Source organism: Streptomyces sp. NPDC048255 (assembly GCF_040652415.1).
Lineage (GTDB): Bacteria > Actinomycetota > Actinomycetes > Streptomycetales > Streptomycetaceae > Streptomyces.
In genome coordinates this window covers 123119-144914 of record NZ_JBEZMA010000002.1, presented here as the reverse complement: position 1 = coordinate 144914, position 21796 = coordinate 123119, and the positions used below count along the sequence as shown (strand labels likewise).

Genomic DNA, 21796 nt, shown 5'->3' with positions numbered 1-21796 from the left:
CCCTACGGCGGAGATGCACTCCCGCCCGGATCCAATTTCTCTCGAAGGCCGTCGCGTGCGGCGGCCCCGGGGCGGGTATTCCGAATAGCTTGACCAGGCAGGGGGATGCTGAGAGTCTCTCCCGCATACCGAGACAGAGGGGGCGGTAGCCAGTGACTGGTCCGCTGCACAACGACTGGCCGGCGGTTGAACTCGATCCGCTGCGGCGCCTGAAGGTCATCGCCTCCGCCTCCAAGTACCCGAGTTTCGGCGAGCGTCTTTTCGACGTGCCGATCGAGCGGCTGTGGGCCGTCGCGACGGATCTGGAAAAGGAACTTCCGCATATTGTCCCGGGCCTGCGTTCCTTCACCATTACCGGAACCGAGAAGGACCGGCTGACCGGACAGGCCGTGAGTTCTATCGGACACCGCGAGCATTTCGACGTGGTGCTGAGGCCGGGCTGGTGCCTGATGCAGAGCAAGGCGATCGTCGGCGGAATGGCCGCCGTGGCCGAGGGCGCCGGAACGCGCTTCGCCTTCTTCAGCAGCCTGCGTTTCCCCGGCGGCCAGGTCGTCGACCGCGTGCGCGTGCTGCGGGCGGAGCGCCGTACCGGCATGCTCTTCGACCGCCTCCAGCTCCGGCTGGACGCGCGCTCACTCCCAGGCGGAACGGAATGAGCGCCGCGCCCGGAACAGCCGGGACCTGACCGTCCCCACCGGCACCGCGAGAACCCCCGCGACCTCCTGTTCGTTCAGGCCGTCGATGTGGCGCAGGGTCAGCACGACCCGGTGTTCGGGTGCCAGCCTGCCCATGACGTCGGCGATGTCCGAGGCGAGCTGGAGGTCCTCGGGCACCGGCTTCTCGTCCCAGTCCGGCGGTAAAGAGCCCTGCCGCTGGCGCTGCTTCGCGTACTTGAGGGCCTCCCGGGCGGCGATGGCGCGCACCCAGCCCAGGAACGCCGCGGGCGTTTTCAGCTGATGAATGTTGCGGAATACCGCGATCAGCGCCTCCTGCGCCGCGTCCGCCCCGTCCTGCAATGCCACCGGCCCGCAGATTCGGCCGACGTACGGCGCGACGACGCCGAGCAGCTCGTCCATGGCCAAGGCGTCGCCCCGTTGCGCGCCTTCCACGAGCCGGGCCAACTCCTCCATATCCCAGCCAGCCGTCCGCGCGACATCGGTTTCAGCCACTGCGCCCCCATTGTTGGATCCCGTTCGCCGGACGGGGGCGGCGTCACACCATTCGATTGCGCACGCCAACACAAAGTTGCTTATTGAATGAACTTTGCTGACGCGTTGCACATTCGTACTTAACCCGTGAGTAGCAATCCACAGGCAGTCGAAGTACAGGCGATCAACCCCCGTCGCGCCTGAACTCTGACTCTGTACAACACCGGTCACCCTAGCATCAGGCGGCGATAGTTGGACGGATCCAAATCACTTCCGCAATGCGAGATGCGTATCGCCCATAGCGTTCCAAAGGGGCCACTCGGGCGGAATGCCGGCCGCCCGGTGCGGCCGCCGGCTAACGCGGCCCCAGCGCCCGGAAGGGGTGCTCCTCCCATACCCGGCGGGATGCTGCCACCAAATCCCCGAGCAGCCCGTCTTCGCAGTCGAACACCTTGGACAGCCGCCCCGCGGAACGGTATCCGGGCCAGCCCGGATCCCCGGACCCGGCGAACCGCACCCAGGCCGACTGCATCCGCTCCGACAGCGCGCCGGCCTCCTCCGGCACGGTGTCCCCGAGCAGCTGCCGCGCCAGCGGGGCGTCCAGGGTCCCGAGCACCAGCGGCACGTCCAGACCGTGGCAGGAGCCCAGCCTCCCGCCGGACACCGGGGCGGGCCAGCGCAGTTCATAGGCGTACGCCACCCCGCCCGCGGCCACCTGGGCCTCCAGCAGTTGCAGCGTCGGCACCCGGCACAGCCAGTCCGACATCACCGACTCGTACAACTCCTCCGCGCCCGCCCCCGGGTAGGCCTCGCGGTAGGCCCGCTCGCCGTCCGGGCCGGGCCCGAAGACCCGCAGGGCTTCGGCGGCCCGCTCCCGCGTCACGGCGCCGAACTCGCCCCGCTTGGCCATGAACAGCCGGAACTCCTCCCGGTTGTGACCCAGCATCAGGGCCAGGTCGCGGGCCGCGCCCTTCGCGACCGCCTCCCACGGGGTGCACGGCAGCGACTCCCCGTCGACCACGGGGGAGAACATGGTCTCCGTATGGGCGACGGTGCCCCACCGGTCCGGGTACCGCGCCCGCTCGGCGAACACCGCATCCGCGGCCCGCACCAGCAGGTGGGGATCGCCGCCCCGCAGGGCCTCGGCGGTCGCGGCGGAACCCACACGCGCACCGACGGCCTGCGCGATGCCGGAGGCCAGCTCCGGGGTGAAGTACGAGCCGGGCACGCTCTGCGCCACCGCCTGGTGGAACAGCCCCGCCGCCGCGGGCATCGCCAGCAGGGCCGCGATGGACCCGGCTCCGGCCGACTCGCCGAAGACCGTCACGTCATCGGGCTCGCCGCCGAAGGCCGCGATGTTCTCCCGCACCCAGCGCAGGGCGGCGATCTGGTCCAGCAGGCCCCGGTTGGCCGGGCTCCCGGCCAGCTGCCCGAAACCCTCCATTCCCACCCGGTAGTTGAAACTGACCACCACGACGTCCCGGCGGGCCAGCCGGGCCCCGTCGTACACCGGGTCCGCCGAGCGGCCGAACACGTAGGCGCCCCCGTGGAACCACACCATCACGGGCAGCCCGACGGCGCCGAGCGCCGGGGACCACACGTTGACCGTGAGGCAGTCCGGAGCCTGCTCCTGGCGGCCCGTGGCCGCCTGCGGGCTCATCCGGTCGTACTGCGGCGGCGGAGGCCCGAACTCCAGCGCGGGCCGTACGCCGTCCCACGGCCTCGCGGGCCGCGGCGCGCCGAAGCGCAGCTCGCCGAAGGGCGGGCGCGCGTAGGGGATCCCGCGGAACACGGCGATCCCGTCCTCGACCCGTCCCCTCACCACACCCTGCCCGGTACGCACCTCGGGATGAAGCTCTCTCTCCAACTTCCTCGGCCCCTTCACAGCTCCAGCAGGCATCGTCGACACCATGAGAGAGGCGTTCCGGGCCCCGGACACTCCCGCCGGTCCCCGAGTCTTCCGCGCAAATATGCAGCCGCGCGGGAGTATCCGCTCCGTTTGGCCCCTCTGTCCTATGAAGCACCGTGCACCGAGCGCCGTCCGGCGCACGGGTGGAGCGATGCCACGCGAGGGAGGAGAACGGCACGTGAAAACAGCCGACCCCGGTGTCCGGCGCCACGAGCTGGACACCCCGCGGCCCCTGGAGCCGGATCCCTGGGAAGCCGCGGCCAGGCTGGTGAGGGCCGCCCAGTCCGGCGATGCCTTGGCCGTCAACGACCTGCTCAACCTGCTGACCCCGTACGTCAGCAGGCTGTGCCGCCCGATCGCCCTGACCGACAGCGCGGACGCGGTGCAGGAGTCCCTGATCGCCGTCTTCCAGGGTCTTCCCCGGCTGAAGGATCCGACCGCCCTCTACGCGTGGGTGCGCACCATCACCGTACGCGAGGCCGTCCGGGTCGCGCGGCGCGCCCAGCGGGAGACCCCGTGGGGCGAGTTCGACGACGTACCCGGGTCGCGCAGCTCGGAACTGGCCTCCGACGTGCACGACGTACTGCGCCGGATGTCCTCCGAGCACCGCGCGGTGCTGACCCTGCGCGAACTCGAGGGCCTGGACGAACGGTCGGCGAGCGAGATCCTGAACATCCCCTGTGGCACGGTGAAGTCGAGGCTGCACCGGGCCCGCAACAGCTTTCGGAAGGCGTGGACGCGATGACCACCGGCTGGCCTACGGCCGCACTCGACCCCGTCCAGCGGCTGCGCGTGATGGCCGCCGGGCTGGGCGCCGTCATGTACGCGGAGGAGTACATCGACGCTCCCTTCGACGAGGTGTGGGACGTGGCGAGCGACCTGGAGGGCGAACTGCCGCACCTGGTGCCGACCCTGCAGTCCTTCCGCATGGTCCCGGGCTTCCGTCCCGGCGCCCCGGAGCGCGGCCAGGGCTGGGCCTACGGCCCGCTCGGCTACCGGGCCAGGTTCGAGGTGCTGCTCCAGCCCGGGTACTGCCTGATGCAGAGCCGGCACGTGGTCGGCGGGATGGCAGCGGTGCCCGAGGGCGACGGTACGCGCTTCGCGGTCCTCGGCGGCGTCCGCGGCAGCCGCGAGGCCAAGGCGCTGAACGCGCTGCGCGCCCTGGGCACCGACCGGGGCCGCCGCATGATCGCCCGTACCCGGCGCCGCGCGTCGGCCCGCGGCACGGTCCGGCCTGGCGCGTCCTGATCCCGGGCGGCGGATCAGCGCTCCCCGGCGCCACTCTCCGGCGCCACTCCCCGCACCACGGCCTCCGCTCAACGGTGCGGCCCGGAGGAGGGGTTGTACCGGCCCGCGGGCCGTACGGGCCTGCCCGGCCCGGGCCGGCCGTGTTCAGCGGGCCTGGGCGGCGCGGGCGTCGTAGGGTCTGGTCATGCCGGAATCACAGCGGACTCTTCAAGGCAAGGTCGCCCTCGTGGCCGGGGCGACGCGGGGCGCGGGCCGGGGCATCGCGGTCCAGCTGGGAGCGCGGGGCGCGACCGTCTACGTATCGGGGCGCAGCACCCGGGGCAGGCGTTCGGAGTACGACCGGCCCGAGACCATCGAGGAGACGGCGGAGCTGGTCACCGCGGCGGGCGGGCGGGGCGTCGCGGTGGTCGCCGACCATCTGGTGCCGGAGCAGGTCGAGGCCCTGGTCGGCCGGATCGACGCCGAACAGGGGCGGCTGGACGTCCTGGTCAACGACATCTGGGGCGGCGAGAACCTCTTCGAGTGGGACAGCACGGTCTGGGAGCACGACCTGGACAAGGGGCTGCGGCTGATGCGGCTGGCGGTGGAGACCCATGCCATCACCAGCCATTTCGCGGTGCCGCTGCTGCTGCGCGAGCCGGGCGGGCTGGTGGTGGAGATGACGGACGGCACCAGCGACTACAACACGAGCCGCTACCGGGTCTCGTTCTTCTACGACATCGCCAAGTCCTCGGTCCTGCGCATGGCGTTCGCCCTGGGCCACGAGCTGGGGCCGCGCGGGGCCACCGCGGTGGCGCTGACCCCGGGTTGGCTGCGCTCGGAGATGATGCTCGACAACTTCGGGGTGACGGAGGGGAACTGGCGGGACGCCCTGGAGAAGGTTCCGCACTTCGGCATCTCCGAGACCCCCTCGTACGTGGGCCGGGCGGTCGCCGCGCTCGCCGCGGACCCGGAGGTGTCCCGGTGGAACGGGCAGTCCCTGTCCAGCGGGCAGCTGGCCCGGGTCTACGGCTTCACGGATCTCGACGGCAGCAGGCCGGACGCCTGGCGGTACCTGGTCGAGGTCCAGGACCCGGGCCTGCCGGCGGACCCCGACCGCTACCGCTGAGCGGGCGACGCGCGGCGGAAGAGCGCCGTCCAGAGGAAGGGCTCGCCGAAGACCGGGGACGCGGCCGGTTCGTCGCGCATGCGCCGCAGTTCGACCTCGGCCAGGTCGGAGAAGATCCAGCGCAACGACTCGGGCGTGTAGGCGAGCCCGCCGCCGAGACCGGCCTGCCGGTAGAAGTCCGCGTCGGGCAGCTCGGAGCCCATGGCTCCGGCGGCGAAGCAGGTGAGGGCGAGGTGGCCGCCGGGGGCGAGGGCGCGGTCGAGGAGGGCGCGGTAGCTGATGCGGCGGTGGGGCGGCAGGTGGTGGAAGCAGCCCGAGTCGTAGATCAGGTCGTACGGTCCGCCCAGCTCGGCCGCGGTGAGCGCGAAGGCGTCGCCGCAGTGGAAGCGGATGTCGGCGCCGGCGTCGCGGGCGCGCTCCTCGGCCCAGGCTACGGCCGCGGGCGACAGGTCGACGGCGTCCACCTCGAAGCCCAGCGAGGCGAGGTGGAGGGCGTTGCGGCCGGGGCCGCAGCCCAGGTCGAGGGCTCGGCCCGGGGTGATCAGGCCGCGTTCGAGGTAGGAGACGAGGTTCTCGTCCGGCTTCGCCACGAAGAACGGCATCTCCCTGGAACGGTCCGCGTAGAACCCGTCCCACCAGGTCGCGCCGCCGGTCGTCCAGCGGTCGGCCTCCGCGGCGAACAGGCCGTCCAGCAGGCTGAGCACGTCGTCCACCGAGCGTATGTTCCGGTCCATGAACTCCCCTTTCCCGAGGGCACGATCATAACCAGCGGAAGCACATAAGCCCAGGTCAGAGGCCGTACGACATCCCTCGGGCGACCCCTGGACGGACCGCTGGGGCCCCTTGCGCCCGCGCCGGACCCCGCCCCTCCAGGAGGCCGCGCGCGAGCCCCCGTACGCCCGCCGAGGGCCGCCAGGAGGGCTTTCCGGGGCGCGCCGGGGCGGCTTTTCGCAGGCTCAGGATTCCCGGCCGGTGCGGGTCTCGATCAGGCGGGCCAGCCCGTCCAGGACGCACTGGAGGCCGAAGGCCCACACCGTCCGCGGGTCGTACGCGCCGACCGCGCTGCCGACCCGGCCGCCGAGCGGATAGCGCTCGGGGTCCATGGCCCGCTCCAGCAGCGGGGCGCTGACGGCCCACCACTCCTCGTCGCTCTGCCGGCTGTTGTGGTCGGCGGCGTCGGCGGCGGCCACCGCGTTGGCATGGACGAAGCCCAGGAGGTGGGTGAGGGCGGCGTCCATCTCGACGTCGGTGAGGCCGATGCCGTCGAAGGCCGCGAGTTCGTACTCGTACTTCTCGATCACCCCGGGGCCCAGGGGCGGGCGGGTGACGGACAGGTCCGCGAGCCAGGGGTGGCGCTCGAGCAGGTCGAGGTTGTCGTCGGCGACGCGCGTGACCCGCAGCCGCCACGGCTCCCCGGCGGCGGCCGGCCGGCGGTCCATGTGCAGGTACGCGTCGTCCAGCATGAGGTCGAGCAGCTCGGCCTTGCCCGGGACGTACGTGTAGAGGGTCATCGGGGTGACGCCGAGGCGCTGGGCCAGCGCCCGCATGGTCAGCGCGGCGAGCCCCTCCTCGTCGGCGAGGGCGGTCGCGGCGGCGACCACGGCGTCCACGCTGAGCCCCTGGCGCGGTCCGCGCCGCCCCGACTGCCTGACCTCCTGGCCCGGCTCGCGCCACAGCAGTTCCAGTGTGCGGACGGGGTCGCCCGCCGAGCTCCGGTCCTTCGCCATCTCCGGCCCCTTCCGCGCCCCAATAATTATCTACGATGTATAGAGTACAGTGTATAGAGTAAGCCCGAGACAGTCGCCCTCGCGAGGAGTTCCCGTGCAGATCACCAGTACCGCCATATCCCTGAACGTAGACGACGTCCCCGCCTCGGCAGCCTTCCTGTCCGGCCACTTCGGCTACGAGGAGGCCAACGCGGCCGAGGGCTTCGCCGCCCTCACCCGCCCCGGCGGGCCCGAGGTGATCTTCCTCAAGCGCGGACTGGAGGTCCTCCCCGAGGGCTTCCGGGACCAGCACGCCGGCGGCGTGATCCTGGCCTTCACCGTCACCGGCCTCGCGGCGGAGTACGAGCGGCTGCGCGCCGCCGGCGTCACCATCGCCCTGGAGCCGCGCGAGGAGCCCTGGGGCGAGCGGCTCTTCCAGGTCGCCGACCCGAACGGCGTGATCATCCAGCTCGTCGAATGGGCCACCGGGACCGGCGACGAGCAGTCCGGCGACGACCAGCACGGCCAGGAGGGTCAGGCGTGAATCAGGCCCCCCTCGCCGACGGCCACCAGGTCATCCAGGTCCGCGGAGCGCGGGAGAACAACCTCGCGGACATCTCCCTGGACATCCCCAAGCGCCGCCTCACCGTCTTCACCGGCGTCTCCGGCTCCGGGAAGTCCTCCCTCGTGTTCGGCACCATCGCCGCCGAGTCCCAGCGCATGATCAACGAGACGTACACGGCGTTCATCCAGTCCTTCATGCCCAGCCTCGGCCGGCCGGACGTGGACGGCCTGCACAACCTGAGCGCCGCCATCGTGGTCGACCAGGAACGGATGGGCGCCAACTCCCGCTCCACCGTGGGCACCGCCACCGACGCCTACACCATGCTGCGGATCATCTTCTCCCGGCTGGGCACCCCCCACATCGGCACCTCCAGCGCCTTCAGCTTCAACGCGCCCGAGGGCATGTGCGCACGCTGCGAGGGCATCGGCCAGGTCTCCGACATCGACGTGGACCAGCTCGTGGACCGCGAACTCTCCCTCAACGAGGGCGCAATCACGGTCCCGGGCTTCGCCGTGGACTCCTGGTACTGGCAGATCATGGCGAACTCCGGCTTCTACTCCCCCGACACGAAGCTCAAGGACTTCACCGAGCAGGAGTGGGCCGACTTCCTGCACAAGAGCCAGGTGAAGGTGAAGGTCGGCTCGAACAACTTCACGTACGAGGGCCTGATCACCAAGATCAGCCGCTCGTACCTGTCCAAGGACCGAGAGTCCATGCAGGCCCACATCAAGGCCTTCGTGGACCGGGCCGTGGTCTTCGCCGACTGTCCGGACTGCGCGGGCACCCGCCTGTCCGCCGCCGCGCTCTCCTCCCGCATCGACGGGGTGAACATCGCCGAGTGCTCGGCGATGCAGATCAGCGACCTGGCCGCCTTCGTCCGCCGGATCGACGACCCCGGCGTGGCCCCGCTGCTCGCGAACCTGCGGGACCTGCTCGACTCCCTCGTCGAGATCGGCCTCGGCTACCTCAGCCTGGACCGCCCCTCCGGCACCCTCTCCGGCGGCGAGGCCCAGCGGGTCAAGATGGTCCGCCACCTCGGCTCCTCGCTCACGGACATCACGTACGTCTTCGACGAGCCGACCACCGGACTGCACCCGCACGACATCCAGCGGATGAACGACCTCCTGCTGCGGCTGCGCGACAAGGGCAACACCGTGCTCGTCGTCGAGCACAAGCCCGAGGTCATCGCGATCGCCGACCACGTCGTGGACCTCGGTCCGGGCGCGGGCACGGCCGGCGGTCAGCTCTGCTACAGCGGGGACGTGGCCGGGCTGCGCGCCTCCGGCACCCTCACCGGCCGCCACCTCGAACACCGGGCGCGGCTGCGGGAGCCGGTGCGCACCCCGCGCGGCCACCTGTCGGTGAAGGGCGCCGACCTGCACAACCTGAAGGACGTCAGCGTGGAGGTGCCGCTGGGGGTGCTGGCGGTGGTGACCGGGGTCGCGGGCTCCGGGAAGAGCTCCCTGATCCACGGGTACCTGGCCGGGCGGGAAGGGGTGGTGGTGGCCGACCAGTCCCCGATCCGCGGCTCGCGCCGCTCCAACCCGGCGACGTACACCGGGCTGCTGAACCCGATCCGGACCGCCTTCGCCAAGGCCAACGGGGTCAAGGCCGCGCTGTTCAGCGCCAACTCCGAGGGCGCGTGCCCGAAGTGCACCGGTCTCGGGCTGGTCTACACGGACCTGGCGATGATGGCCGGGGTGGCCTCGGTCTGCGAGCAGTGCGAGGGCAAGCGCTTCACGCCCGAGGTGCTCGCGTACCGGCTGCACGGCAAGAACATCAGCGAGGTGCTGGACATGCCGGTGTCGGAGGCCCACGCCTTCTTCACCACCGGCCAGGCCCGGGCGATCCTGGGCCGGCTCGCCGATGTGGGGCTGGGCTACCTGCGCCTCGGACAGCCGCTCAGCACCCTGTCGGGCGGCGAGCGCCAGCGCCTCAAGCTGGCCATCAGCATGGCGGAGAAGTCCTCCACCTACATCCTGGACGAGCCGACGACCGGGCTGCACATGGCTGATGTGGACAAGCTCCTCGCCCTGCTGGACCGGCTGGTGGACGACGGGAACTCGGTGATCGTCATCGAGCACCACCAGGCCGTGATGGCGCATGCCGACTGGCTGATCGACATCGGCCCGGCCGGCGGACACGCCGGGGGCGAGGTCGTCTTCGAGGGCACTCCGGCGGCCCTGGTGGCCGAGGCCGACACGCTGACCGCCCGCCACCTGCGGGAGTACGTCGCCTCGTAGCCCCTACGCCGGCACGCGCAACGCCGTACGCGGACACGTACGGCGTTGCGCGAGCCGGGCGGCGTGCGGGACGGGGGTGAGGGAGCGCGGGCCGGTCCCCCTCGGCCCCCAGGTCAGCGGGGCGCGCCGGCCTCCGGGAACTCCAGTTCGTACCCGGCGCCGAGCGGGGTGAAGAACCGCTCGACCTCGGCGTCGGTCACGGCCTCCAGGGCCGCGGGCGACCAGCGTGGGCTGCGGTCCTTGTCGACGACCTGGGCCCGGATCCCCTCCACCAGGTCCGGCAGGGCCAGCGCACGGCAGGACACCCGGAACTCCTGTACCAGTACCCGCTCCAGCGTCTGCGTCCCGGCGGCCCGGCGCAGGGCGGCGAGGGTGACCTTGAGCGCCGTCGGGGACTTGGCCAGGATCGTCTCCGCGGCCTCCTTCGCGGCCGGGTCGCCGTGGCCGAGCAGCCGGTCCACGATCTCCTCGACGGTGTCCGCCGCGTAGCAGTGGTCGATCCAGGGCCGCCGGCCGGCGAGGTCACCGGGCGCGGGCGTGTCGGCGTACCGCGGCAGCACCTCGTGCGCGGGCGCCGCGGCGAGCCCGGCGGTGAGCTCGTCGAGCCGGCGGGCGGGGACGAAGTGGTCGGCGAGTCCGCACAGCAGCGCGTCGGCGGCGCCCACGGCGGCGCCCGTGAGGGCCAGGTGGGTGCCGAGCTCACCCGGGGCACGGGCGAGCAGGTAGGTGCCGCCGATGTCGGGGACGAAGCCGATCCCGGTCTCGGGCATGGCGACCCGGGAGCGTTCGGTGACGACGCGGACGCCGCCGTGGGCCGAGACCCCGACCCCGCCGCCCATCACGATGCCGTCCATGAGGGCGACGTACGGCTTGGGGTAGCGGGCGATGTGCGCGTTGAGCCGGTACTCGTCGCGCCAGAAGGCGGGGGAGGCGGTGGCCCCGGCCTTCGCGTCGTCGTGGATGGCCCGGATGTCCCCGCCCGCGCACAGACCGCGCTCCCCGGCCCCGCGGATCATGACCTGGTGGACGGCCGGGTCGTGCTCCCAGGCCGTGAGGGCCTCGTCGATCCGCCGCACCATGGGGTGGGTGAGGGCGTTGAGGGCCTTGGGGCGGTTGAGGGTGACCACCCCCGTGCGGCCCTGGATCTCGAACAGGACGGTGTTCTCGGCGCTGCCGTCATCGGTCTTCACGCCGATCAGTATGTCCGCGGAGTAGCGTGATCCGGTATGCGGAAGATCATTCTCATGATGGGGGTGTCCCTCGACGGCTTCATCGAGGGTCCCGAGCGGCAGATCGACTGGCACCTGGTCGACGACGAGCTGCACCAGCACTTCAACGACGAGCTCCGGACGATGGGCGGCTTCCTGGAAGGCCGCGTGACGTACGAGCTCATGGAGGACTTCTGGCCGACCGCCGACGCGGACCCCGCGAACGCCGGGCCGACGGCCGAGTTCGCCGGCATCTGGCGTGACACGCCCAAATACGTGTACTCGCGCACCCTGGAACGGTCCGGCCCGAACAGCGTGATCGTCCGCGAAGTCGTACCGGCGGAGGTCGCGGCCCTGAAGGCGGCCCCGGGCGGTGACCTGTGCCTGGGAGGGGCGGATCTCGCCGCCTCGTTCCTGCGCCACGACCTGGTGGACGCGTACCGGATCTACATCCACCCCGTCCTCATCGGCCGCGGCAGACCGCTCTTCCCGCCGTCCGCCACCCGCACGCCGCTACGCCTCGAAGGGACGCGCACCTTCGGCAACGGGGTCGTCCAGCTGCGGTACGAGCGGGCCTAGTGCTGTGGGGCGCCCCGCCGATCACGCCGGGCCCGGGGCGGCCAGGTCACGGCCGGGCCCACGCCTCCCGCACCGGGGACGGGCAGGCCACCTCCACCCAGACGCACTTGCCGTCGGGCCCGGGCTGCGACCCCCAGCCGCGCGACAGCCGTTCCACTATCAGCAGGCCGTGGCCGCCCGGCTGCCCCGGCCGCAGGAGCGAGCCCGGCCGCAGGGGCACGGGCGGCGCCGGGTTCCCGTCGGTCACCTCGATCCGCAGCCGCTCCTCGGTGCAGTCCAGCAGCAGGGCGCCCGGCCCGCCGCCGTGCAGGCAGGCGTTGGCCACCAGCTCCGACACCAGCAGGAGCACGTCCTCGGCGGCCTCCCGGTCCTCGTCCGCCGCGCCGGGGAGCCACTGCCAGGCGGTGAGCGCCCTGCGGGCGAACTCGCGGCTGCGCGTCACGACGTCGGTGGTCCCGTCCAGCACCAGGTACCAGGTCCGGTCGGGTGACCCCCGCTGCTCCATGACGCTCAGGCTCCTCCGTGTCGGCGCGGAGTCATGTCCGCGTGTCCCCGTTGTGCGCGCTGTCCGCGTTGTCTGCGGGATGCGCTCCCCGCGGACCGGGCGCTAGGCCGTGTCCGGCGGACCGCCCGCCTCGCCCAGGGCCTCCGCCACATCGGCGTGCACGGGGAACACCCCGTCCGCGCCGGTGATGCGGAACATCCGGGCGACCGGACCGCGCAGGCCGATCAGTTCCAGACCGGCACCTGCCTCCTGCGCCGTGAGCCGGCTGTGCAACAGCACGTTCAGCCCCGTGGAATCGCAGAATCCAAGGCCGGTGAGGTCCACCAGCAGCCGGCCACCAGGGGTGACCGCCGCATCCAGCGCATCGCGCAGCGGCTGCGCCGTGTCGTGGTCCAGCTCCCCCGCCAGTTCGACGACGACGGCTCCGTCCACGGTCCGCACCGCTACGGTGAAGCGCTCGCTGTCCGCTCCCGGAACCATCCGGCATCACCCTTCCGTTCTGTCCCGCACCTTCCCGGTAGCGGCGGGGATACGCATCCGGGAAGCATGATCTGCGCCACGTCGGGCAGAGGCCGTCACAGAAGCCCGCCGGACCGCACCTGCGGAGGCGTCCCCGGACGACGACCGCCCGGGGGCGGTCGTCCGCCCGGCCCCGGGCCGAGCGGTCCCTAGGGACGGCGGGGCCGGGGGCGCCTGAGCGCCCGCTCCAGGACGTCCGCCGGGAGGTACTCCGAGGGGCCGGACCAGCGCATGCCATCCTCGAACTCGATGGTGTCCCACAGGTCTTCGCCCAGGTCTGCGCCCACCTGGACGGCGACGTCCTCGCGCAGCCGGGGCAGGAGGGCGTACAGCCGGTCGCCGGGGCAGGCCGTGTCGTTGAAGTCCCGGTGGCCGTAGATCTCCGACGGGGGCAGCCCGTACTGGCGGCAGACGTGCGCGCAGAGCGCGACCAGGGCCCCGTACTGCTTGGCGGGCGGCTCCACGCTGGTGTAGGTGCCCTCGTTCTCGATCCCCACCGACACGTTGTTCTGGCCGACGCAGTGGGCGGAGCGGACCTGCCGGGCACCCGCGGTCAGTTCGTCGAGGCTGTGGTGGCGTCCTTCGGTGACGAACGCGCCGCGGCTGACGGTGAAGTGCTGGCCGGTGTCGATCCAGCCCTGGCTGTCCATGTGGTAGTTCTGGATCGCCCGCGCGAGGGCGAACGCACGCTGGCGGGAGTAGTCCTCCACGTTCGCGGTCGCCGTGTGGTGGACGACGATCCGTTCCGGGGGCGTGGAGAGGATCACCACGGGCTCGGCGGGCGGCCGGGCGCCCCATGCCGCGCAGTCGAAGATCTCCGGGCCCGTGGCGGCCGACGCGTGGGCGGCGGTCCGCGGCCACACCGCCGCCGTACCGAGCCCCAGCGCACCGGAGAGGATCATGCGGCGGGTGACGCGCCGCAGCTGGGACGGGGGGATCTCGGCGCGCATGGGGAACTCCCTCTCACCGGCGGGGGCGTGCGCGGCGGCCGCCGCGCACACCGCACAACGACCGCACGATCAAGAAGCAACGTCCCTGCACCGCCGGCCGGGGGAGCCCGTAGGCCGAACGGCCGCACCCGCCGGGACAGGCGGCCGGGCGGCGCCGGCGGACCGCACCGCACCCCGCCGTACGGCCCTGGCACCGGCACCGCCGCGCCGCGCCGGGCCAGGAGGTGTCGCGTCAGAACGCGTTCAGAACGCGTTGCGCCGCCGCAGCCTCAGGGGGCGGCCGTCCGGGTCGACCAGCACCCGGTGCAGGGGAGCCGCGATCAGCCGCTGCGCGCCGGTCAGGTCCGGCGGGACGTACCGGCGCAGCCGGCCCGGCGGCCGGGGGCCGCGGCAGCCGTTCCCGTACCAGGCGTCCAGCCTGTCGGCGGCCTGCTCGAAGGCGTCGAAGGCGGCCACGGGGTCCGACAGCGCCTCCTGCCCTGCCTGCGCCTGCCGCCCCGCCGGGTCCCCGGCGTCCAGGTGCTCGCGCATGAGCTCCAGGCGCAGCTCCCGGGCGAAGGCGCCCGTGCCGTCCACCACGGCGCAGCTCAGCTCGGAGTCGTGGGTCCAGGAGCGGAGGTTGATGTTGTCGGAGCCGACGGAGGTCCACACGTCGTCGATCACGCACACCTTGGCGTGGACGTAGACGGGGGTGCCGGCATGGTTCTCCAGGCCGTACACGGCGACCCGGTCGCCGCCGGCGCGGCGCAGGGCGTCGAGGGCGGTGATCCGCCCGATGAGGTTCATGGGCAGGGTGAGGCGGCCGTCCTGTTCCGGGACCGAGGGGATGACGGCGATCAGCCGGAGCCGGGGACTGCGGCGCAGCGCCCGGGCGAAGCAGTCGACCACCCGGGGGGACCACAGGTACTGGTCCTCCAGGTAGACCAGGGTCCGGGCCCGGGCCAGCGCCTTGAGGTAGGCCCGGGCAATGCTGCGCTCCCCGTCGGGGGCGAAGGGGTAGCCGCTCAGCAGGCGGTTGGGGTAGGTCCGCAGCACCTGCACGGTGTGCGTGCCGCAGGGTGGCGGATCTGCCGTCTGCGGCGGCAGCCGGTCCGCGCGGGTGTCCTCCCGGTGGGCCAGCTCCCGCAGCCGGACGAGTGGGCTGCGGCTGAGCGGGGACGGGTCCTGCCAGCGCTCGCGGAAGACGGCCTCGATGTCGCCGACGACGGGCCCGCGCAGGGCGAGCTGTACGTCGTGCCAGGGCGGGTGGGGTCCGTAGGCGGCGGCCATGGGCATCGACTGGCGGTCGCCGCGGTGGGTGGAGTCGTCGTTGCGGTTGTGGCAGAGGTCGATGCCGCCGACGTAGGCGACGTCCCGGTCCGGGTGCCCGGCGTGGCGCAGGACCACGAGTTTCTGGTGGTGCGAGCCGCCGGGGCGTACGCGCATGTCGAGCAGGCATTCGCCGCCCGCTTCCTCGATCTCCTCGCCGAGGTGGCGGTTCTCCTCCTCGCTGAAGTGCAGGCTGTCCAGGTGGGAGCGCCACAGGAGCCCCTTGACGACGACGCCGCGCTCGGCCGCCCGGCACAGGACCGAGCCGATCTCGGTGCCGTCCCCGTCGAGCCGCTCGTCGGGATCGCCGCGCCAGTCGGTGAACAGGAGCAGGTCGCCGGCGCGCAGGGCGCGGACCGATGCCAGCAGCTCCGCGAAGTAGCGGGCGCCGTGCACCAGGGGCCGTACGTGGTTCCCCTCCGACCATGCCTTTTCGTCCGGGCGTCGCTGGTCGAGGCGCGTCGCGGTGTTGCCGCGTTCACCGGGTACCAGCAGCCACTCGGCCTGCGTCACGGGATCGGCCCTCCGGTGTGCTCCTACCCGCCGGGGCGCCCGCAATCCCCGCCCGCCGGAGCGGCGGGCGGGGTGGTGCGGGTCCGGCAGGGGGTCAGCCGGTCGGGAAGGTGTCGGCGGTGCGGATCCGGTCGCGGACCCAGACGCCGGCCGGCTTCAGGGAGCCGGTTCCCGTCCAGGGGCCGTTGCTGTTGCAGGTGCCGTCCTTGAAGACGGCGCCGGAACGGAAGTCGTCGGAGAAGTTCCAGTTGACCCAGCTGATCTTCTTGGCGGCCATCAGGTCCAGGTACTTCTGTGACGTGGCGAAGTCGTTGGCACCCTCACCGGCGTAGTTCTGGGTGCCGAACTCGGTGACGAAGACCGGGATCCTGTCGGCCGCCCGGGAGAGGGCGTTCAGGTACTCGTCGCCGTGCGACGCGGCGTAGAAGTGGAAGGTGTACATGATGTTGGAGGCGCTGACCTGGTTGTTGACGGTCTCCGACTCGTCGGCGCCGTCCGAGACCCCCAGCGAGGACCAGGCGCGGGTGCCGACCAGGACCGGGGCGTCGGCGTCGATGCCGCGGATCACCGGGATGATCTGCTCGGCGTAGCTCTTGACCTTGGACCAGGTGACGCCGCTGGGCTCGTTGGCGATCTCGTAGAAGACGTTGTTCTTGTCCTTGTGCCGGTTCGCGATCGCCGTGAAGAAGGTCTTGGCCTTCGACAGGTTGGCGTTCGGGTCCCCCGGGTCGAGCATGTGCCAGTCCACGATCACGTACATGCCGCGGGCGGTGGCCTGCTCGATCAGCGAGTGGGCGAGGTCGGTGAACTTCTGCGGGTCGGTCTCGTAGCCGCCTTCCTGGACGTACGTGGAGACGCGCAGGACGTCGGCGTTCCAGTCCTTGGCGAGGGCGTCGAGCGAGCCGCCGGTGAGGCACTGGGCGTACCACTGGGTGCCGTGGGTGCTCATGCCGCGGAGCTGGACGGGCTTGCCGTACTGGTTGCAGAGCTTGGTGCCGCACACCGTGAGCTGGCCGTTGATCCCGACCGGGGTGGTGCCCGGCACGGGGGTGGAGCCGGCGTCGACCGTCAGGTGGTCGACGTTGGGGCCGCCGTTGGCGGTGGTGGCGGTGGCCCGGATGGTGTTGGCACCGGCCTTGAGGCCGGCGGTCAGGCCGGTGGTGGACCAGGTGGTCCACGCCCCGGTGCCGTTGAAGGCCTTGTTCGAGGCGACGGCCGTGCCGTTGACCGTGATGGTCATGGGGCGGTTGGTGGTGGTGCCGTTGGCGTAGCGCAGGTTCACGGTGGCGCTGCCCGCCTGCGCGGCGTTCACCGTCCACTCGACGTAACTTCCGGTGGCGTTGTCGTAGTTGACGAAGCCGCTGCCGGTGTGGCCGGCGTGGTTGGACTCGACCAGCCCCTTGGACACGAAGGCGTTCTCGGCCTCGTGGGTGACGGCGGCGGCCGGAGCGGCCGCCGCGGCGGCGGACCGGGGGGCTGCGGTGCCGGTGGGGGCGGGGGCCGCTATGCCGGGGGCGCCGGCCAGGCCGACGAGCAGACTTCCGGTGAGGATTCCGGCGGCGGCGAGGGCGTGCAGCCGGAGGCGTGGGGGTCTCAAGGCATCTCCATCCCGTGTGACGGACCTGGGACCGTAAGGAAACTTTCCTAACGATAGGAAGGGAATAGCAGCCTCCGGGGATCCGCCACAAGACCCCGCACTCGATCCGCATATGCGGACCGCTGGTCGGTTCCGGCACCCGGGCCGGTCACGTCATTGCCGGTCGGGGCATCCGCCCTGCTCCGGCCCGCTCTCGCCGTGGTCGCGGCCGGGTTCACCGGGGTCATCGGGGGCACCGGGGTCACCGGGGTAGAAGTTGGGGCGCTGGTCGACGTCGTCGTAGTAGCGGTGGAAGACGGGGGTGATGCCGCCCGACACCGGAGGGACGATCCAGCTCCAGTCCGCGGGCACGGTGCGCCCCTGGCGCTCCTCCCTGGCCAGGTGGGCGAGGAAGCGGCGGGATTCCGTGTGGTGGTCGCTGATCCGGGCCCCCGCGGTGCGGAAGGAGTGCAGGACGGCGACGTTGAGCTCGACCAGGGCGCGGTCGCGCCACAGGGTGCCGTCGCTGCTGGTGTCCAGGCCGAGGCAGGCGGCCACGGCGGGCAGCAGGTTGTAGCGGCCTTCGTCGACGAGGTTGCGGGCTCCTATCTCGGTGCCCATGTACCAGCCGTTGAACGGGGCGAGGGGATAGTCGATGCCGCCGACCCGCAGCCGCATGTTGCTGATGGCCGGCACGGCGTGCCAGCGCAGCCCCAGGTCGGCGATCCGCGGAACGTCCGGATGGCTGATGGGCACCTCCAGGACCAGGTCCCGCGGCACCTCGAAGAGCTGGGGCTTGTCGTCCGGTGTGTCGATGACCAGGGGCAGGATGTCGAAGGGACCGTCGAGGCCCTGCCAGCCCAGCCGCCGCACCTGCTCGGTGAAGGCCGCGTACGCCCCGTCACCGACCACCGTGCCGTCGTCCCGGCGGCTGCCGGCGTAGCGGATGAGCTGGTCGTTCCACACCCGGGGACCGGGGCGGGCCGGGGTGTCGGGGGCGAACACGGAGATCACGGGCCTGATCCGGCCGAGGTTGGTGGCCTGGCGCAGGTGCTCGCACAGGTGGCGGTGGATCTCCTCGGGGGTGGCGGCGTCGCGGCGGTCCAGGACGCGCAGGCTGTTCCAGTACAGGCGGCCGATGCACCGCCGGGAGTTGCGCCACGCGACCCGGGCACCGAAGGTGAGCTCGGCGGGCGTGTGGCGGTAGGTGCCCGTGGCGTCGATGGCGGCGCCGACCTCGACCAGGCGCCGGCCGAGTGGGACGGGCTGGGCGGGATGCTCGGCGTGGAACAGGCGCAGGAACTCCTCTGCCTCGTCCCGGTCGGCGGCAGCACCGGTGTGCGGGCCGGGGGCGGCGGCATGGTGGACGGGTGTCGGGAAGGACGGGGCTTCGGAGTTCACTGGTTCCTCGCAGGAGGCGGGACCGGAGGGCTGCCCGGTCAGGCGAGCCTGAGCGGCAGCGTTTCCAGGGACCGGAATTCGAGGTTGGGGTTCCAGGTGGGCTCGCCGGCGAGCCGGATGCCCGGGAAGCGGGCGAAGAGGGCCACGTAGAACCACTTCAGCTGGAGGTTGGCGATCTGCCTGCCCAGGCAGGAGTGGACTCCCAGCCCGAAGGACAGGTGCTTGGCGCTGTTGCTCCGGTCCAGGTCGAAGGCGTCCGGCCGCTCGAACACGCCGGGGTCCCGGTTGGCGGCGCCCAGGAAGAGGGCGACGCTCTGCCCGGCGCGGATGCGTACGCCGCCCATGTCGAGGTCCGTCGCGGCGGCCCGCCAGGTGAACTGGTTCGAGGCGTTGTAGCGGATCACCTCGTTCGCCGCGTTGTCCGTGCACGCCCGGTCGGTGCGGAACCGCTCGATCTGGCCGGGGTTGCGCGCGAAGGAGAGCATGCCGCTGCTGAGCGAGCCGGGTGTGGTGGGGGCGAACAGGGCGATGAACAGCAGGACGAGCTGGTGGACCGTCTGCTCCGGCGTGGTCTCCGTCAGACCGTCCTGGGCGGCGGCGAGGCGGGCGATGACGGTGTCCGGGAGCACCTTGCCGCGCTTGCCCCGGAGGAGCTCGACGGCGTAGGTGTGCAGGTCCGTGAGGAGTTCCAGGAGACGGTCGAGCTCCACCGGCTGGCTCTGCGGCCCGGACCAGTACGTCATGAGCGTCTCGACGCACGGGATGACGAAGTCCAGGTCGTCCTCCGGCACCCCGAAGGCGTGCACGGCCGAACGGACGGGGAGTTCGGCGGCCAGGACGGAGACGGCGTCGATCTCCCGCGTACGGGAAGGGACCGAGGCGACCAGGTCGGCGGCGACGCGTTCGATCACCTGGCTGTAGTGCTCGTGCGCCGCCCCGCTGAAGCCGGCCTGGGTGGAGCGGCGCAGCGCGTCGTGGCGCGGCGGGTCCGTGTACATCATCACGTTCTTGGTGAACCGGTGGTAGATGCTGTCGGGCGGCAGCGGCCGGCCCGGGAACTTGACCGCCAGCACCTCTTCCATCCGCTCGGCCTTGAGCCGGCGGTCCTTCAGGGCGGCGGCGCAGTCCCCGTACCTCATGACCGCCCAGGCGTTCAGCCCCTCCGCCCAGTGGACCGGCTCGCGCCGGGCCAGGTCCGCGTAGACGGGGTACGGGTCGGGCACGATGGCGGGATCCGAGAGGGGCGACGGCTGACTCACTGGCTCTCCTTCCGGTGGCCGGCATCCGAGGCCGCGGCCGGGATTCCGGGGGGTCCGAGCACTTCGATCCCGAACTCGGCGGCGATGGCGCGCACCTGTTCCAGATCGGGCAGGACGATGCCGTGCGGCGGGATCTCCAGGGAGGGTGCGGGCTTCCCCAGGGAGCGGGTGAAGCCGTCGAACCCACCGGGCTCGGTGACGTGGAGGAAGCGCGCCTCGTCCGAGGTGACGAGGAAGGTGTGGGGGACGTGGCGCGGGCCGTAGACGAACGATCCGGCGGGCGCGGCGATGACCTGGCCGGCCACCCAGAAGGTGACCTCGCCGTCGAGGACGTACCACCATTCGTCGTCGCGGTGGTGCACGTGCAGCGGTGAGCCGGTACCGCGCCGGCCGAGGTGCTCGATGACCGAGGCCGCCCCGTTCATCTCCGCCGAGGAACCCTTGACCGTCGCGAGGAAGTCGAGGAACCACAGCGCCTCGCCCTCCCCCTCGCGCAACGCGATCGGTGCGGTCGGCGCTGTCGGTGCGGTCGGCGCTGTCGGTGCGGTCCTTGGAGCCTCCGGCACATCGGATCCCTTCATCGCGAGACCAGCCTGACCGGCACGGCCGACGGCACGACGGAAATAGTCGAATGGAATGTCACTTCGATGTCATCGACGGGAACGACGATGAAATTCTTCAGGATTTCGGTCAGCATGACGACGCACTGCTGTTCCGCCAGCCGGTTTCCGACGCAGTGCCGCGGGCCGGCACCGAACGGCAGGAAAGTGTTGATGGTGGCGTGTTCCTCGTCGTCGGTCGAGAACCGGTCCGGATTGAATCGTTCCGCGTCACGGAAAAGGTCCGGGTTCTTCCCGACGGCGCTCTTCATCCACATGATGACCGTGCCCGGCGGGATGCTCATTCCCCTTTCCTCCACCGCGCGTTCGTCGGTGAATTTCGCACTGAAGGGGACGGGCGGAAAGAGGCGCAGCGTCTCGTAGACGATGCTCCTGACGTACGGGTCGGGGCTCGGATCGACCTCGGTGCCGTCCGCGCTGTCCGTTCCGTACGGGGCGGTCGCCTCGATCGACTTGCGCGCCTTCTCCTGGACGTGCTCGTCCTGGGAGAGCATGACCAGCGCCTGGGAGAGGACGTAGGACATGGGGTCGGCGCCGCCGAGGACGAGGGACATCATCTCCTCGACCCGGTCCTCGTGGGACCACGGGGCCCCCGCCACCTGACCGAGCAGGTCGCCGGACGGCCGGTGCGCGGGGCACTCGGCGGGGGCGCGCTGCTCGCGGCCGCGCAGTACGGCGCCGAGGACGCCGGCGACCTGGCGGTACGCGGCCCGGACGCGCAGCCGCCGCCGGGGGAAGATCCACCGGACGAAGAAGGGGTGGAAGGCGCGGAAGCTGACCTCTTCCTCGATGGCGCCGAGGGCGTGGTGGTAGGCGTGCAGATCCGCCCCGAGATCCCAGTCCTCGCCGAAGAGGAAGGCGCTGAGACAGTTGACGCTCCAGTCGCGCAGGTCCGCCTGGAGGCCGTCGTAGCCCTCGTCGGCGTGCTTCCACCTGTCCACGTACCGGCCGGCGACGTCCGTCAGCACGTACGACCGCTCCGCGACCCCGCGGCTCGTCAGGGGCGGCGAGAGGACCTGACGGTGGGTCCGGTGGAGGTCACCTCCCTCCACGCCCATGAGGCTTCGGGCCAGCACCGTGCGGTCGGCCCGGCGGTGCGAGTCGAGGTCCTTCTTGTGCAGGTTGGGCGACACGTACGACAGCGACACGAACGCCGCGCTCCCCCAGGCCAGATGGATGCGTACGAGGGGCCCGTACTCCTCGTGCAGGGCTTGCAGCGCTTCGTGCCGGCCGCCGTGCCCGTAGGCCAGCAGCTCCTCCATGTTCCCCAGGAACAGCGAGGGTTTCGGGCCCGGCAGGTGGCGCAGCGAGCGGAACTCCGCAAGCCGCCGCCGTACGAGGAGGAGCGGGAGAGCGGCGATCACCGGTGCGGCGAGCAGGAGCGGCCAGGCCTGCCGGCTGATGCCTGACCACAATGCGAGGCCTGCCAGC

Annotated in this window: 21 protein-coding genes; 7 read left to right on the top strand and 14 right to left on the bottom strand. The window is 71.9% G+C overall.

Annotated elements, in window-relative coordinates:
* Positions 1-152: 152 nt before the first annotated feature.
* Positions 153-656 (top strand): hypothetical protein, encoded by a 504-nt coding sequence (locus AB0D94_RS03125; protein ID WP_362044737.1) that lies wholly within the window; start codon positions 153-155, stop codon positions 654-656.
* Here AB0D94_RS03125 and AB0D94_RS03120 read toward each other — a convergent pair.
* Together AB0D94_RS03120 and AB0D94_RS03115 are read right to left on the bottom strand one after the other, a co-directional pair.
* Positions 633-1169 (bottom strand): RNA polymerase sigma factor, encoded by a 537-nt coding sequence (locus AB0D94_RS03120; protein WP_362044735.1) that lies wholly within the window; start codon positions 1167-1169, stop codon positions 633-635. The two genes, AB0D94_RS03125 and AB0D94_RS03120, sit on opposite strands and share 24 nt — an antisense overlap.
* 334 nt (positions 1170-1503) lie before the next feature.
* Positions 1504-3015 (bottom strand): carboxylesterase family protein, encoded by a 1512-nt coding sequence (locus AB0D94_RS03115; RefSeq protein ID WP_362044733.1) that lies wholly within the window; start codon positions 3013-3015, stop codon positions 1504-1506.
* A gap of 220 nt (positions 3016-3235) precedes the next feature.
* On the opposite strand from AB0D94_RS03115, the gene AB0D94_RS03110 reads away from it, so the two are divergent.
* From AB0D94_RS03110 to AB0D94_RS03100, 3 genes are all read left to right on the top strand, one after another.
* The gene (locus tag AB0D94_RS03110) at positions 3236-3802 is read left to right on the top strand and encodes a sigma-70 family RNA polymerase sigma factor (protein WP_362044731.1); all 567 of its coding nucleotides are present in this window, start codon (positions 3236-3238) and stop codon (positions 3800-3802) included.
* Positions 3799-4305 carry an SRPBCC family protein gene (locus tag AB0D94_RS03105; RefSeq protein ID WP_362044729.1) on the top strand — a complete coding sequence of 169 codons (507 nt, stop codon included), beginning with the start codon at positions 3799-3801 and terminating at the stop codon, positions 4303-4305. The genes AB0D94_RS03110 and AB0D94_RS03105 overlap by 4 nt, the downstream gene beginning before the upstream one ends.
* A gap of 184 nt (positions 4306-4489) precedes the next feature.
* On the top strand, positions 4490-5413 hold the full coding sequence (locus AB0D94_RS03100) for an SDR family oxidoreductase (protein WP_362044727.1): 924 nt from the start codon (positions 4490-4492) through the stop codon (positions 5411-5413).
* Here the strand turns inward: AB0D94_RS03100 and AB0D94_RS03095 are convergent.
* Both AB0D94_RS03095 and AB0D94_RS03090 read right to left on the bottom strand, forming a co-directional pair.
* Positions 5404-6147 (bottom strand): class I SAM-dependent methyltransferase, encoded by a 744-nt coding sequence (locus AB0D94_RS03095; RefSeq protein ID WP_362044724.1) that lies wholly within the window; start codon positions 6145-6147, stop codon positions 5404-5406. The genes AB0D94_RS03100 and AB0D94_RS03095 overlap by 10 nt on opposite strands.
* Positions 6148-6369: 222 nt before the next feature.
* Positions 6370-7140, bottom strand: a complete 771-nt coding sequence (locus tag AB0D94_RS03090; RefSeq protein WP_362044722.1) for a TetR/AcrR family transcriptional regulator — start codon at positions 7138-7140, stop codon at positions 6370-6372.
* Between the two features lie 94 nt (positions 7141-7234).
* Here AB0D94_RS03090 and AB0D94_RS03085 point away from each other — a divergent pair, with 94 nt between their 5' ends.
* Together AB0D94_RS03085 and AB0D94_RS03080 are read left to right on the top strand one after the other, a co-directional pair.
* A complete protein-coding gene (locus tag AB0D94_RS03085; RefSeq protein ID WP_362044720.1) occupies positions 7235-7663 on the top strand; it encodes a VOC family protein in 429 nt (142 codons plus the stop codon).
* A complete protein-coding gene (locus tag AB0D94_RS03080; RefSeq protein WP_362044718.1) occupies positions 7660-9927 on the top strand; it encodes an excinuclease ABC subunit UvrA in 2268 nt (755 codons plus the stop codon). The genes AB0D94_RS03085 and AB0D94_RS03080 overlap by 4 nt, the downstream gene beginning before the upstream one ends.
* A gap of 113 nt (positions 9928-10040) precedes the next feature.
* Here the strand turns inward: AB0D94_RS03080 and AB0D94_RS03075 are convergent, their stop codons facing one another.
* Positions 10041-11117 carry an enoyl-CoA hydratase/isomerase family protein gene (locus AB0D94_RS03075; RefSeq protein WP_362044716.1) on the bottom strand — a complete coding sequence of 359 codons (1077 nt, stop codon included), beginning with the start codon at positions 11115-11117 and terminating at the stop codon, positions 10041-10043.
* Positions 11118-11153: 36 nt separating this feature from the next.
* On the opposite strand from AB0D94_RS03075, the gene AB0D94_RS03070 reads away from it, so the two are divergent.
* Positions 11154-11714 carry a dihydrofolate reductase family protein gene (locus AB0D94_RS03070; RefSeq protein ID WP_362044714.1) on the top strand — a complete coding sequence of 187 codons (561 nt, stop codon included), beginning with the start codon at positions 11154-11156 and terminating at the stop codon, positions 11712-11714.
* 46 nt (positions 11715-11760) lie between these two features.
* Here the strand turns inward: AB0D94_RS03070 and AB0D94_RS03065 are convergent, their stop codons facing one another.
* The 9 genes from AB0D94_RS03065 to AB0D94_RS03025 all read right to left on the bottom strand — a co-directional run bounded on the left by AB0D94_RS03065 (position 11761) and on the right by AB0D94_RS03025 (position 21780).
* Complete coding sequence (locus AB0D94_RS03065; RefSeq protein WP_362044712.1) at positions 11761-12219, bottom strand: ATP-binding protein; 459 nt, start codon at positions 12217-12219, stop codon at positions 11761-11763.
* A gap of 102 nt (positions 12220-12321) precedes the next feature.
* A complete protein-coding gene (locus AB0D94_RS03060) occupies positions 12322-12699 on the bottom strand; it encodes an STAS domain-containing protein (protein WP_362044710.1) in 378 nt (125 codons plus the stop codon).
* A 188-nt stretch (positions 12700-12887) separates the two neighbouring features.
* Positions 12888-13688, bottom strand: coding sequence for a peptidoglycan recognition family protein (locus AB0D94_RS03055; protein WP_362044708.1), 801 nt, complete (start codon positions 13686-13688; stop codon positions 12888-12890).
* Between the two features lie 243 nt (positions 13689-13931).
* Complete coding sequence (locus AB0D94_RS03050; RefSeq protein WP_362044706.1) at positions 13932-15509, bottom strand: phospholipase D family protein; 1578 nt, start codon at positions 15507-15509, stop codon at positions 13932-13934.
* 94 nt (positions 15510-15603) lie between these two features.
* Positions 15604-17106 carry a cellulase family glycosylhydrolase gene (locus tag AB0D94_RS03045; protein WP_362044704.1) on the bottom strand — a complete coding sequence of 501 codons (1503 nt, stop codon included), beginning with the start codon at positions 17104-17106 and terminating at the stop codon, positions 15604-15606.
* Positions 17107-17259: 153 nt separating this feature from the next.
* Positions 17260-18486, bottom strand: coding sequence for a nitric oxide synthase oxygenase (locus tag AB0D94_RS03040; protein WP_362044702.1), 1227 nt, complete (start codon positions 18484-18486; stop codon positions 17260-17262).
* 38 nt (positions 18487-18524) lie between these two features.
* Entirely contained in the window at positions 18525-19745 is a 1221-nt protein-coding gene (gene txtE / locus AB0D94_RS03035; RefSeq protein ID WP_362044700.1) for a 4-nitrotryptophan synthase, read from the bottom strand.
* Entirely contained in the window at positions 19742-20242 is a 501-nt protein-coding gene (locus tag AB0D94_RS03030) for a quercetin 2,3-dioxygenase (protein WP_362044698.1), read from the bottom strand. Before AB0D94_RS03030 ends, txtE begins: the two co-directional genes overlap by 4 nt.
* Positions 20243-20322: 80 nt before the next feature.
* On the bottom strand, positions 20323-21780 hold the full coding sequence (locus tag AB0D94_RS03025) for a cytochrome P450 (RefSeq protein ID WP_362044696.1): 1458 nt from the start codon (positions 21778-21780) through the stop codon (positions 20323-20325).
* Positions 21781-21796 lie beyond the last annotated feature (16 nt).